13 protein-coding genes and 1 pseudogene are annotated in these 11,680 nt (G+C 73.4%); 6 read left to right on the top strand and 8 right to left on the bottom strand.

Annotated elements, in window-relative coordinates:
- Positions 1-102: 102 nt before the first annotated feature.
- The 5 genes and pseudogenes from ACGF2Y_RS30020 to ACGF2Y_RS30000 form a co-directional block, all read right to left on the bottom strand.
- Entirely contained in the window at positions 103-681 is a 579-nt protein-coding gene (locus ACGF2Y_RS30020; protein ID WP_392953928.1) for an isochorismatase family protein, read from the bottom strand.
- Between the two features lie 134 nt (positions 682-815).
- Complete coding sequence (locus tag ACGF2Y_RS30015; RefSeq protein ID WP_392953925.1) at positions 816-1,865, bottom strand: polyprenyl synthetase family protein; 1,050 nt, start codon at positions 1,863-1,865, stop codon at positions 816-818.
- On the bottom strand, positions 1,862-2,920 hold the full coding sequence (locus ACGF2Y_RS30010; RefSeq protein ID WP_392953922.1) for a tetratricopeptide repeat protein: 1,059 nt from the start codon (positions 2,918-2,920) through the stop codon (positions 1,862-1,864). Before ACGF2Y_RS30010 ends, ACGF2Y_RS30015 begins: the two co-directional genes overlap by 4 nt.
- 221 nt (positions 2,921-3,141) lie before the next feature.
- The gene (locus ACGF2Y_RS30005) at positions 3,142-3,507 is read right to left on the bottom strand and encodes a VOC family protein (RefSeq protein WP_392954051.1); all 366 of its coding nucleotides are present in this window, start codon (positions 3,505-3,507) and stop codon (positions 3,142-3,144) included.
- A gap of 32 nt (positions 3,508-3,539) precedes the next feature.
- Positions 3,540-4,189: pseudogene (locus ACGF2Y_RS30000) on the bottom strand (TetR/AcrR family transcriptional regulator).
- Between the two features lie 35 nt (positions 4,190-4,224).
- Here ACGF2Y_RS30000 and ACGF2Y_RS29995 point away from each other — a divergent pair.
- Genes ACGF2Y_RS29995 through ACGF2Y_RS29985 form a run of 3 tightly spaced genes read left to right on the top strand, consistent with a single transcriptional unit; the run spans position 4,225 to position 6,555 of the window.
- On the top strand, positions 4,225-4,902 hold the full coding sequence (locus tag ACGF2Y_RS29995; protein ID WP_392953919.1) for an ABC transporter permease: 678 nt from the start codon (positions 4,225-4,227) through the stop codon (positions 4,900-4,902).
- 28 nt (positions 4,903-4,930) lie between these two features.
- The gene (locus ACGF2Y_RS29990; protein ID WP_392953917.1) at positions 4,931-5,602 is read left to right on the top strand and encodes an ABC transporter permease; all 672 of its coding nucleotides are present in this window, start codon (positions 4,931-4,933) and stop codon (positions 5,600-5,602) included.
- Entirely contained in the window at positions 5,599-6,555 is a 957-nt protein-coding gene (locus ACGF2Y_RS29985) for an ABC transporter substrate-binding protein (RefSeq protein ID WP_392953915.1), read from the top strand. The genes ACGF2Y_RS29990 and ACGF2Y_RS29985 overlap by 4 nt, the downstream gene beginning before the upstream one ends.
- Before the next feature lie 13 nt (positions 6,556-6,568).
- Here ACGF2Y_RS29985 and ACGF2Y_RS29980 read toward each other — a convergent pair whose 3' ends face one another.
- Positions 6,569-7,483 carry a nitroreductase/quinone reductase family protein gene (locus ACGF2Y_RS29980; protein ID WP_392953913.1) on the bottom strand — a complete coding sequence of 305 codons (915 nt, stop codon included), beginning with the start codon at positions 7,481-7,483 and terminating at the stop codon, positions 6,569-6,571.
- A 383-nt stretch (positions 7,484-7,866) separates the two neighbouring features.
- On the opposite strand from ACGF2Y_RS29980, the gene ACGF2Y_RS29975 reads away from it, so the two are divergent.
- A complete protein-coding gene (locus tag ACGF2Y_RS29975) occupies positions 7,867-8,172 on the top strand; it encodes a DUF2087 domain-containing protein (protein ID WP_179500118.1) in 306 nt (101 codons plus the stop codon).
- Between the two features lie 84 nt (positions 8,173-8,256).
- Here the strand turns inward: ACGF2Y_RS29975 and ACGF2Y_RS29970 are convergent, their stop codons facing one another.
- The gene (locus ACGF2Y_RS29970; RefSeq protein WP_392953910.1) at positions 8,257-8,466 is read right to left on the bottom strand and encodes a hypothetical protein; all 210 of its coding nucleotides are present in this window, start codon (positions 8,464-8,466) and stop codon (positions 8,257-8,259) included.
- A 17-nt stretch (positions 8,467-8,483) separates the two neighbouring features.
- On the opposite strand from ACGF2Y_RS29970, the gene ACGF2Y_RS29965 reads away from it, so the two are divergent.
- Positions 8,484-8,768 carry a hypothetical protein gene (locus ACGF2Y_RS29965; protein ID WP_392953908.1) on the top strand — a complete coding sequence of 95 codons (285 nt, stop codon included), beginning with the start codon at positions 8,484-8,486 and terminating at the stop codon, positions 8,766-8,768.
- Positions 8,769-8,927: 159 nt separating this feature from the next.
- On the opposite strand, the gene ACGF2Y_RS29960 is transcribed toward ACGF2Y_RS29965, so the two are convergent.
- Positions 8,928-10,091 carry a betaine/proline/choline family ABC transporter ATP-binding protein gene (locus tag ACGF2Y_RS29960; protein WP_392953906.1) on the bottom strand — a complete coding sequence of 388 codons (1,164 nt, stop codon included), beginning with the start codon at positions 10,089-10,091 and terminating at the stop codon, positions 8,928-8,930.
- 260 nt (positions 10,092-10,351) lie between these two features.
- Between ACGF2Y_RS29960 and ACGF2Y_RS29955 the strand changes: the two genes are divergently transcribed.
- On the top strand, positions 10,352-11,647 hold the full coding sequence (locus ACGF2Y_RS29955) for an alpha/beta fold hydrolase (protein ID WP_392953904.1): 1,296 nt from the start codon (positions 10,352-10,354) through the stop codon (positions 11,645-11,647).
- Positions 11,648-11,680: the final 33 nt, after the last annotated feature.

Raw genomic sequence — 11,680 nt, 5'->3', positions numbered from 1 at the left:
TTGGCGGGCGGTCTCTCCGCCCCTTTCCGGCGTGCCGCACTCCGCCGATCGCCGCACCGGATGGCGGCACCATGGAAGTGAGGCGATTACGCCGTTCTCGTGTTACGCCGTTCCCGTGTTCGTGAATACGACGTCCTCGGCACGGGCGACGATCTCCACTGCGTCGCCGAGCGCCCACTCCGCGACCCGCGACGCCATCGCCGCCGGGACCGGCTCACTGATGCCCGGCGCGGCCGGAATGTCGTACGTGGCATGGGCGTCGTGCGGCAGGACGACCCGGAAGTCCAGCTCCAGGGCACGACGTGCGGTGGCCAGCACGCACATCTCCGACAACATCCCGCAGACGGCGACCGCCCGGACCCCCGCCGCGGTCAGCTCGTCCTCCAGCGAGGTGTCCTCGAAGCCGTCGTCCTCCTCCTTGCGGATCACGCTCTCGGCAGGGCACGGGCGGACCGGAAGGTGCAGCTCCCACCCCGGGGTGTGCGGCTCGTCCGGCGCCCCGGCCGGTCCGTCGTTCTGGAGGTGCACCACGAGCGCCCCGGCTTCCCGGGCCCCGGCGACCAGATCCGTCACCCGGTCCAGCAGCCGGGGCGCGTCGGGCACGGCGTTCTTCCCGGTGACGAACGCCGACTGGACGTCGATCACGAGCAGCGCCTGTACGGGAGCGGGGAGAGCGGTCATATCGGGGAGGGACTTCCGTCGGGGCGTACGCGGACGGACAGCCCCAAGGGCTGTCCGGACACGACCTGGCCCGCCCATCCTCCCAGGCGGCGGCCGGGGGCCGTCCACGGTTTCCGCCGGTGGACGGCCCCGGGTCAGCCGGTGCGGTCGACGAGATACGGGATCAGCGTGAGCAGGTCTCCCCGGGCCTCCTCGGCGAGCTCCACCCGGTCCAGGCAGTCGTGGGCGGCGGCCAGGTGCTCCTGGGCCTCGGCCGCCGTGGCGCGGCGCCCCCCGGCGGCGTCGATCAGTTCGGCCGCCAGGCGGGCCGCCGTGCCGTCGAGGGGATCGGCGGAGGTGAGGAGGGCCTCCAGGCTCCGGGCCGCCGGGTGGTCGGCCGCGAGGGCCGCCAGCACCGGGTACGTCTTCTTGAGCCGCCGCAGATCGCTGTGCACCGGCTTGCCCGTGACCTGCGGATCACCCCAGATGCCGAGCAGGTCGTCCACCGCCTGGAACGCCACCCCCAGATGGCGCCCCGCCCGGTCCAGCGCCTCGGCCGTGCTCGGCGGGGCACCCGCGAGCACCGCGCCCACGGCGGCCGCGCACCCGAGCAGGGAACCCGTCTTGTGCGTGGCCATCGCCCGGTACTCCTGCGGCAGGACGGCGTCGGGCCCGGTCCACGGCCGGGACTCGAACAACAGGTCCTGAGCCTGACCGTGCACCAGTTCGCCCAGCGTGCCCGCCAGTTGCCGCACCGCCGCCGGGCCGCCCGGCCCGGGAGACTCCGCCAGCGTGGAGACGGCCAGCGCGAACAGGGCGTCTCCCGCGAGGACCGCCGGGCCGGTGCCGTACGCCTTCCACAGGGCCGGGCGGCGGCGACGGGTCTCGTCGCCGTCCATGATGTCGTCGTGGATCAGCGAGAAGGTGTGGATCAGCTCGACGGCGACCGCGCCGAGCACCGCGTCCGCCCCACTGCCGCCCGCGGCCTCCGCGCCGAGCACCGCGAACGCCTGGCGGACCCCCTTGCCCTGCGATCCGGGCACCGGCTCGCCGCCGGTCCCGCTCCAGCCCAGCGAGAAGGCCGCCGTCTCCGCGTGCCAGGGGTGCAGCCGTCCCACCGACTCCACCAGGGCCGGGCGCACCAGCTCACGGCAGCGGTCCAGTATCTGCGGCGCACTCGCCCGGCGGGTCGTGGAGAGCGTCATCGGCGGTCGTCCCTCCCGTCCGCCACGGACTGTTCCACGCCGAGTTCGGCATACGCCTTCTCGACCATCTCCCGCGCGTTGAGCAGCCCGATCCGGCTGAGCCTGCCGCGCAGTTCGTCCAGTTCGGCGGCGGTGGCGTCACGGTCCCGGCCGAGCCTGGCCCGCGCCTTGACCAGGCCGAGCGACGCCAGCGCCTCGCCCCGGGGCTCGTCCATCGCGCGGAACTCGCCGAGCGCCTGCTCGTAGTCCGCGCGGGCCTCCTCGTAACGACCGGCGCGGAACAGCACGTTGGCCCGCATCTTGTGGTTGTAGGCCAGGGCGCTGGAGAGCTTCATCTCGCGGCAGGTGACCTCGGCCTCCGAGAGCAGATCGAGTGCGCGCCCGGTCGCGCCGTCCCGGAGGGAAACGATGTCAGCGATGCCGCGCAGCGCCCAGGCCCGGCCGCGCCGGTCGTCCGCGTCGCCCGCCAGGGCGGCCGCCTCCTCGAACATCTCCAACGCGGTGTCCAGGGAGCCGGTGTTGCGGCGGATCTGCGCTATGCCCTCCAGGGCCCATACTGTGTGCCGCGCCTCGCCCCGGGCGCGGGCCTCGGCCAGCAGCTGTTCGTGCAGCGTCGCGACGGTGGCGTAGTCGCCCTGGATCCGTCCGGTCTCGGCGAGGCCGGCCAGGGAGTAGCCCCGGGCGACCACGTCGCCGCCCTGCTTGCCCAGCTCGGCGGCGAGCCCCAGCAGCCGGAACGCCAGGCGCAGCGCCCCGCGTTGCCGCGCCAGCGTGCCGCCGCTCCACAGCGCCCAGGCCATCGCCCCGGTGTTCCCGGCCGCCCGCGCGGCCCGGTAGCTGGCCTTCCAGGCCCGGTCGGCCTCCGCCACCTGTCCGAGCCTGCGGTGCGCCTCGGCCACGGCGAGGCCCGAACGTGCCACCTCCTCCTGTGATCCGGAGAGTTCGGCCTGCCTCAGATGGCGTACGCCCTCGGCCAGTACGTCGGTGAGGGAGGCGTTCACCGACATCTTGGTGAGAGCTCCCTGGTACTCGGGCGCCAGTGCCTTGGTCTGCATGGGTGCCTTCCGCGCGGTTCCGGGCCCGCACCCGGGGCGACTGTACGCCCTGTGTATACAGGGGGCGTATAGTCAGCCGGTCGTCCAAGCCCGGAACATGTGGGGGTGGACGCCGCTCAACACCTGCGGCGAACCGTCCTGTCATGGACCAAGACGGCAGCGGGACGGGGAGGGTTGCTCGCCCGGCCCAGGTCGTTCCGCTTCGGCTCGGCGGTCCCGCGTCAGACGGCTGGCGGCGGCTCGTGCAGGCCGAACGGCGATCCCTGGTCGTCACGGCAGAGCCGGAAGCGCCCGAACCGGGCGGCCGACTCCTCGTCGTCACCCGGGGAAGCGTCGTCCACCGTGCCGCCGAGCTCGCGGACCTTCGCCACGGCGGCGCCCAGGTCGTCGGCCCGGAAGAAGACGTACGGTCCGGCTCCCCGGTCACCGCCGTGCACCCCGCCCGGAGTCCCGGGGGTCGTGATCGCGAAGCCGCCGCCGTCCGAGGGGCCCGGCTCGAAGGTCCAGCCGAACAGTTCGCCGTAGAAGGCGCGCGCCCGCTCCGGGTCCTCCACGCCGAGCTCGAAGAAGGAGATCTCACCGGCCATCGCGGGTACCTGCCGTCCGTTCGGGGCCGTACTCATGCCGCCACTCCACCGTACGTCGGCCACCGGACGCCCGCCCGCTGCTGCGCCCTCCCCGTCCGCCGCAGCCGAAGGCGCACCGCGCTCCGGGCGACCGGGCCGAGTTCGTCGAGCACGCCCGCCCCCTCCGCGAGCCGCTCCAGCGCCCCGAAGGCCCGTAGCGCCCCGTCCGGGTCGACGCCCCCGTACATCTCCAGCCCCACGAACGCCCCGGCCACGGCCCGCGCCGGCCCCGCCGGACCGGTGAACTCGCCGAGCGGGGAGCCCGCCAGGGCCCGGACCAGGACCTTCCCGATCCCGGCGGTGCACAGGACGGGCCCGGCCGCCGGGGCTGGGCCCGCGCCCCGGCCGGCAGCTCGTCGAGCGAGCCGAAGTGGTAGGAGTTCGTCGAGCGAGCCGAAGTGGGAGAGGTTCGTCGAGCGAGCCGAAGTGGGAGAGGTTCGTCGAGCGAGCCGAAGTGGGAGAGGTTCGTCGAGCGAGCCGAAGTGGTGAGGACCAGGGCCTGATCGCCCCCGGCCGCGGCCGCCACCGAACGGGCCGACGTCTTCGCGACGCGCTGCTCGGCGAGCGTGCGCGGCGTGCCCTCCAGAAGCTCCGTGCGGGTGTCCCCCCCCGGGCCCGCGCACCCCGAACGGCCGCCCCTGATCTGCGACGGCGCCACGGCCGCGCTCGAATGAACGGATGACGGCGCCCCCGGACGACTGCCTCGCCCGCAACGAGTGGATCTGCGGCGCCTATCTCTCCACCCGCCGCGAGATCCTGGTGGACGCGGTGATCCAGCACCTCCAGCTGACGGCCGCCGCGGTGGCCATCGCCCTGGTGCTCGCCGTTCCCCTCGCGCTGGCGGCCCGCCGGTGGCGCTGGGCGGCCGGGCCGGTGCTCGGACTGACGACGATCCTCTACACCATCCCGTCGCTGGCGATGTTCTCGCTGCTCCTGCCGGTGTACGGGCTCTCCGCCGCACTCGTCGTCGCGGGGCTCGTCCTCTACTCCCTGACGCTGCTCGTCCGCAACATCCTGGCCGGACTCCGGGCCGTCCCCGAGGAGACCCGGCAGGCCGCGCGCGGCATGGGCTACGGGCCGCTGCGCCTGCTGCTCGCCGTGGAGCTCCCGCTCGCGCTGCCCGCGGCGATGGCCGGGCTGCGCATCGCCACCGTCTCCGCGGTCTCCCTGGTCACCGTCGGCGCGATCGTCGGCCACGGCGGACTCGGCAACCTCATCTACTCCGGCATGAACACGTACTTCAAGGCCCAGGTGCTCACCGCGTCCGTGCTGTGCGTCGTCATCGCCGTCGCCGCCGACCTGCTGCTCCTGGGAGCCGGACGGCTGCTGACGCCCTGGACCCGGAGGCGGGCATGAGGACGAGACCCGCGGCACGGAGGCCGGGATGAACACGCTCGCCGACACCTGGTCCTGGCTCACCACAGCCACCCACTGGTCCGGCCCCGACGGTGTCTGGCACCGGCTCGGCGAACACCTCTTCCTGACCGGCGTCTGCCTGCTCATCAGCTGTCTGATCGCCCTGCCCGTCGCCCTCGTCCTCGGACACCTCGGCAGGGGCGGCGCACTCGCCGTCAACCTCTCCAACATCGGCCGGGCCGTCCCCACCTTCGCCGTACTGGTCCTGCTGCTGCTCACACCCATCGGCACGTACGGCCAGTGGCCGACGATCATCGCGCTGGTGCTGTTCGCCGTGCCGCCGCTCCTCACCAACGCCTACGTCGGGATGCGCGAGGTCGACCGCGATGTCGTACGGGCGGCCCGGGGCATGGGCATGACCGGCCGCCAGATGCTGCTGGGCGTGGAACTGCCGCTCGCCCTCCCGCTGGTCCTCACCGGCGTACGGATCGCCGCCGTGCAGCTGGTCGCCACCGCCACCCTCGCCGCACTGGCGGGCGGCGGGGGACTGGGCCGGATCATCACCGCGGGCTTCAACCTCGCCTCCACCCCGCAGGTGGTGGCCGGGGCGGTCCTGGTGGCCGTCTTCGCCCTCCTCGTCGAGAGCCTCTTCGAGGCCGGGCAGCGCCTCGGGCCGCGGCGCGGACGGGAGGCCGCGTGAGGCCCGCCCGCGCCCGCCGGGCTCTGGCCGCGCTGGCCCTGCTCACCGCGACCGCCTGCACCACGGGCCCCAGCCTGGAGAACCAGGGCGAGGTCACCGCACCGCCCGGCGACAGCAGGGAACTCACCGTCGGATCGGCCGGATTCACCGAGAGCGACCTGCTCGCCCAGATGTACGCCCTGCTCCTGGAGCACGCCGGATACGCCACCGAAATCATCTCCGTCACCAACCGGGAGATCTACGAACCCGCCCTGGAGAACGGCCAGATCGACGTCGTCGCGGAGTACGCGGCGACCTTCGCCGACTGGCTGAACGCCAAGGCCAACGGCGCCGACGCGGCCCCCGTGGGATCGCCCGACCCGGCCGCCACCATGAAGGCGCTGCGCGCCCTGGCCGCCCCGCGCGGGCTGACCGTCCTCGACCCGGGCCGGGCCGTCGACCAGAACGCCTTCGCCGTCACCGCCGCGTACGCGAGGAAGCACCGCCTGAAGACCCTCAGCGACCTGGGCGCCGCGAAGCTGCCCGTGCGGCTGGCGGCGGGCGACGAATGCGTGCAGCGGCCCTACTGCGCCCCCGGGCTGCGCAGGACGTACGGCATCGACATCGTCGCCGTCGACCCGAAGGGCGTCGGCACCACCCAGGCGAAGCAGGCGGTCCAGAACGGTCAGGACCAGATGGTGCTGACCACCACGACCGACGCCACGCTGGACCAGTTCGGCCTGGTCCTGCTGGAGGACGACGAGAACCTCCAGAACGCGGACTACGTGGTGCCCGTCGTCAACCGTGCCCGCGCCGGGAGCACCGGGGTGCGCGACGCCCTCGACCGGCTCAACACCGTACTGACCACCGCCGACCTGGCATCGCTGAACGAGCAGGTCGACAGCTGGCGCAGGCTGCCCGAGGACGTCGCGCGCACCTACCTGGAGTCGAAGGAGCTCCTCCCGGAGGGCTGAGAGGCCCCGGAACTCAGGAAGCGGTCGCGGCGGGAGCCGCCGGAGGCCAGGGCACCTCGGCCAGCAACGGCAGGATCTGCTCCTCCTCGTAGTCGAGGTGGGCGGTCAGCTCCTCGGTCATCCGGGTCAGTTCGGCACGGAAGCGGTCCGGCTCCGCGATGGCGACGTCGGCCAGCAGCGCGGAGAGGGCCGTCTGGACGGACGCGATGCCGCGGTGCTCCTCCCGCAGTCGGTCGAAGACCTTCCGCAGGTGCGGGTGGTACCCCTCCATCACGGGGAACATATGGCCGTCCTCGGCCGTGTGATGGAAGTCCAGAGCCTGGCAGAACGCCAGGCAGCGCTGCCGGATCTGGAGCCCGAGAGGCGGCGCGGGCGGTTCCCCGGCGCCCCGGTCGGCGGCCCGTGAGGCGAAGTGCGCCTCCGTCTCGGTATGGACGTGGCGCAGTTGGGCGCGCAGCCAGGTGTGCACCTCCACGAGCTTGTCCGCGAGGGAGGCGACCGCAGGGGCCGCCGCATCGGGATCGGGGAGTTCCAGGACCACGACCGGCAGCACCCGCTCGGTCGCGTCCTGGTACTCCGCGTACCCGGGCGCTTCGGCCACCACCCGGGCGAACAGCTCGTCACGCCGGGCCCCTTCGGCGGGCACGGCGACGGTCTCGAACTCCTCTGCGCCCCACTCCACCCGGACGGAGGGGCGGGCGAGGAGGTTGCGGTACCAGTCGGGGTGGCGCGGTGCGCCGAGGTCGGAGGCGACGACGAGCAGCCGGCGGCCGTCGCGTACGTATCCGAGCGGCGTGGTGTGCGGGGTGCCGGAGCGGGCGCCGGTGGTGGTGAGCAGGAGGAGGTCGGAGCCCTCGAAGGGGCCGCCGACCTTCCCGGCGTTGGCGCGGAACTCGTCGATGACGGACTGCTGGAAGGCAGGGGGCATGGAGGTTCTGGGTCTCCTGGAAGGACGCGGGCGCACGAGGGCCCGGCAGACGGAACGGGGTGCATCACAGGGTGGCGCGTCAACGTGTACGCGCCCGGAGCGAACTGCTCAGCGGCAGATGGCTCAGCGGCAGGGGGCGATGAGTGTGCTCATGGCGGTTTCCCTGGAAGAAGGTGCTGGCTTGACTGCCGGCCGGCCCAGATCTCTTCGGCCGACGTCACGCTGCACGTGCCCCATCACAACCCGGGCCGCGTACGTCTGTCAACGCGAGTGCCGGGAAGGGCAACGCGAGGACGGGCGACGCCGGGACGGGCAACGTGGAAATGGCGTTGCCCGTGCTGCGTAAGCCTGCGACTCTTCCGACCATGCCTGCCATGCCTGCCATGCCTGCTGAACAGGAAACCCTTCAGCCGCTGTCGCCGTCGCCGAGCCCTCGTACGCACCGCGTGGAGGCGCTCTTCTCGCACGGCCGCCTGGTCGCGATCCCGCGCAAGGAGGCCCGGCGGGAGCAGTTGCTCGTGCACCTCGCCGACACGCTGTTCGAGCGGGAGCGCTCGTACACCGAACGCGAGGTGAACGAGGCGCTGCTCACCGTCCACGAGGACTGCTCCGCGCTGCGCCGCTATCTGGTCGTCGCGGGACTGCTGGTCCGCCCCCGGGACGGCAGCAGCTACCGGCGCGGCCGCTGACCGTTCGCCTCCCTGGGCCTGAGCAGTCGCCTCACTCGGTGCAGACCTCGGTCGGCAGCCCGCGCTCGGTCGACGCCGGTCCACTCATGCGGTGTCGGTCGCGAGGTGGGGGTGGGGGTGGAGGCTGAGGTAGAGGCCGGCGGCGGCCAGTTCGGGTGTGGTGGGAAGAGGCAGGAGGTCGGTTGTCCCATGGCCTGCGAGCCCTTGTGGCTGCCGGCCGTCGACGGGTTGACGCACGGTGCGCAGGAAGCTGTCGACGGCGTCGTCGGTCTGGGCGTCGTGGAGGTTCGCCACGGCCGGCCCCGGAGCTCTTGCGTGCGGTCTGCTGGCGCGCGGCGCGCGACGGACTGGCCGGCCACGGCATCGACCCCTTCAGCGGCCGCCTGGTGCTCCAAAGCACGCTGGTCGAACGGCTGCTGCACACCATCGCGCTGTCTTTGCGACAGCACGAGGATCTCGACTTCGTACGCGAGCAGTGGCAGCGCCTGCGCACCGAAGGAACCGGCGCCGACCGCCAGCGCGCCGCCTATCGGCAGCGCTCCAGTGCGCGCGACGTCGTTGACTACGCCGTCTCTGCCACCTGCCCCCAGTACTGACCATCCCCTCGGCCCGGATCGGGGCACAGCGGAGAACTTCCCGTGATCGGGGGCACGCCGATCCGCAAGGACGCCGCCGACTTCCGCCCCCCGTCCCTCCGCGCTGCGATGCACCGCGTCTGACGCCGCGCTGATCCACCAGGGACGACGGGACAGCCCTTACGCGTCCGCCACCGAGTCGAAGTCCACCTCCTCGCGCCCCACACCCTGCGCGTCCGCGTCCACCGACCGGCGCAGCGCTTCGTGCAGCTTGGCCGGGGTGAGCACCCCGAGGAACCGCGCCCCGTCCAGCACCGCCACCCACCCAGCGTCGTGCTGGAGCATCTCGCTGAACGCCTGCTTCAACGGGGCCCCGACCGGCACCCACGCGTCCATCCGGCGGGCCAGGGTGCCCACCGTCGCCCCTTCCCCGGCCGCCCGCAGCACGTCCGTGGCGACCCAGCCGTGCAGCTCGCCCGAGCCGCCGAGGACCACCGCCCACCGGGCCCCCGCCTCGACCAGCCGGGCAGCCGCGTCCCCGGCGGGCTCCTCCAGCCGGGCCACGGGCGGCTCCTCCAGGTCCTCCGGCTCGATCGCGGTGACCGACAGCCGCTTCAGACCCCGGTCGGAGCCGACGAACCGGGCCACGTACGGGGTCGCCGGAGTGCCGAGCACGGCGGCCGGGGTGTCGAACTGCTCGATGCGCCCCTCCCCGTACACCGCGATCCGGTCGCCCATCCGCACCGCTTCCTCGATGTCGTGCGTCACCATGAGCACCGTCTTGCGCACCCGCTGCTGGAGGCTCAGGAACTCGTTCTGCAGCCGCTCCCGCACCACCGGGTCCACCGCTCCGAACGGTTCGTCCATCAGCAGCACCGGCGGATCGGCGGCGAGCGCCCGCGCCACGCCGACCCGCTGCCGCTGGCCGCCGGAGAGCTGCGCCGGATAGCGGGAGCCGTACGTCGCCGGGTCCAGGCCCACCAGGTCCAGCAGCTCCGCCGCCCGCTCCCGGGCCCGTGCGCGCTTCCAGCCGACCAGTGCCGGGACGGTCGCGGTGTTGTCCAGGACGGTCCGGTGCGGGAAGAGGCCGACCTGCTGGATCACATAGCCGATGCGGCGACGCAGCTTGACCGGATCGGTGCCGGCGATGTCCTCGCCGTCCACCAGGATGCGGCCCGAGGTCGGCTCGATCAGCCGGTTCACCATCATCATCGTGGTCGTCTTGCCGCAGCCGGACGGCCCCACCAGGGTCACCAGCTCGCCCTCGGCCACCTCGAAGGACAGCCCGTCGACCGCCGTCGTCCCGTCCGGGTAGACCTTGCCGACCTGCTCGAACCGGATCATGTCTGCACGCTAGGAGCGCCCCGGCCGCCGCGCACACGGGCCGGGACCGTACGGGGCACGGCTGCCTCCGCCGTACGATCCCGCGCCGCCTTCGCCGTACGGCCCCGGCCCCCAGCTCCGTACGGGTCCCGGCTCCCACCTCCGTACGGTCCCGGCTCCCACTTCCGTACGGGCGCGGCCCCTTCGCCGACCGGCCGTGGGCATGTGCTGAACTGGGCCTTTCGCCCGGATCAGCCCGCACCCCGGATTCAGGAGTTCCCGTGAGCAGTTACCGGCAGCCCGGTGTCGTCCTCACCGACCGGCGTTTCACCGTGCCCCTCGACCACAGCGACCCCGGCGGCGAGCAGATCGAAGTCTACGGCCGGGAAGCGGTCGCCGCCTCCCGGGCCGGCGAGGTACTGCCCTGGCTGGTCTATCTGGAGGGCGGCCCCGGCTTCGGCGCGCGCCGGTTCGTCGGCACGGAGGCCTGGCTCGGCCGCGCCCTGCGCGAGTTCCGGGTCCTCCTCCTCGACCAGCGCGGCACCGGACTGTCCACCCCCGCCAACCGGCAGACCCTCCCGCTGCGCGGCGGCCCGCGCGAACAGGCCGACTACCTCGCCCACTTCCGCTCCGACTCCATCGTCCGCGACTGCGAGCTGATCCGGCCGCGGCTCACCGGCGGAGCCCCCTGGACGGTCCTCGGCCAGTCCTTCGGCGGGTTCTGTGCCGTCCGCTATCTCTCCTCGGCGCCCGAGGGCCTCGCGGCGGTGCTCATCACCGGTGGGCTGCCCTCGCTGGACGCCCACGCGGACGACGTCTACCGGGCCGCGTACCCCCGTATCGAACGCAAGGTCGCCGCCCACTACGCCCGCTACCCGCAGGACGTCGAGCGCGCCCGCGCCATCGCCGCCCACCTGGCCGAGCACCGGCCGGAGAGCGCCGGCCACCGGCTGACGCCCGAGGGCTTCCAGTCGCTCGGCATCCTGCTGGGCTCGGGCAGCGGCAGCCACCAGCTCCACTACCTGCTGGAGAACGCCTTCGTCCGCACCCCGCACGGCACCGAACTCTCCGACGCCTTCCAGGAAGCGATGCGCACCGCGGGCTCCTTCGCGGGACATCCGCTGTACGCCCTGCTGCACGAGGCCATCTACGGTCAGGGCGAACGCGCCACGGCCTGGGCCGCCGACCGCGTACGGGCCGAGTTCCCGCAGTTCGACGCGGCAGCGGCACTGGCGGGCGACGGCCCGGTCCTCTTCACCGGCGAGACCGTTCACCCCTGGCACTTCGACGTCGACCCGGCGCTGCGCCCGCTGCGCGAGACCGCCGAACTGCTCGCCCAGCGCACCGACTGGCCGGTGCTGTACGACGCCGAGCGGCTCGCCGCCAACGAGGTCCCGGTCGCGGCGGCCGTCTACCACGACGACATGTACGTCGACACCGAGGACTCGCTGCGCACGGCGGCGGCGGTCCGGGGGCTGCGGACCTGGGTGACGAACGAGTACGAGCACGACGGGGTGCGCGCGGGAGGACCCCGGGTCCTGGACCGGCTGCTGGCGCTGGTGCGCGACGAGGCCTGACCGGGAGGGGCCCGCCCGCCGCCCCGGGCCGGC

The sequence above is a fragment of the Streptomyces sp. NPDC048142 genome (genome assembly GCF_043202835.1).
In the GTDB taxonomy this organism is placed as follows: domain Bacteria; phylum Actinomycetota; class Actinomycetes; order Streptomycetales; family Streptomycetaceae; genus Streptomyces.
Note: the sequence above shows the minus strand (reverse complement) of the source record. Positions and strands in the feature narration are given on the sequence as shown.

Coding starts and splice junctions, on each gene's coding strand:
- ACGF2Y_RS30020 (WP_392953928.1), bottom strand. CDS start 681: ATGACCGCTCTCCCCGCTCCCGTACAGGCGCTGCTCGTGATCGACGTC.
- ACGF2Y_RS30015 (WP_392953925.1), bottom strand. CDS start 1,865: ATGACGCTCTCCACGACCCGCCGGGCGAGTGCGCCGCAGATACTGGAC.
- ACGF2Y_RS30010 (WP_392953922.1), bottom strand. CDS start 2,920: ATGCAGACCAAGGCACTGGCGCCCGAGTACCAGGGAGCTCTCACCAAG.
- ACGF2Y_RS30005 (WP_392954051.1), bottom strand. CDS start 3,507: ATGGCCGGTGAGATCTCCTTCTTCGAGCTCGGCGTGGAGGACCCGGAG.
- ACGF2Y_RS29995 (WP_392953919.1), top strand. CDS start 4,225: ATGACGGCGCCCCCGGACGACTGCCTCGCCCGCAACGAGTGGATCTGC.
- ACGF2Y_RS29990 (WP_392953917.1), top strand. CDS start 4,931: ATGAACACGCTCGCCGACACCTGGTCCTGGCTCACCACAGCCACCCAC.
- ACGF2Y_RS29980 (WP_392953913.1), bottom strand. CDS start 7,483: ATGCCCCCTGCCTTCCAGCAGTCCGTCATCGACGAGTTCCGCGCCAAC.
- ACGF2Y_RS29975 (WP_179500118.1), top strand. CDS start 7,867: ATGCCTGCTGAACAGGAAACCCTTCAGCCGCTGTCGCCGTCGCCGAGC.
- ACGF2Y_RS29960 (WP_392953906.1), bottom strand. CDS start 10,091: ATGATCCGGTTCGAGCAGGTCGGCAAGGTCTACCCGGACGGGACGACG.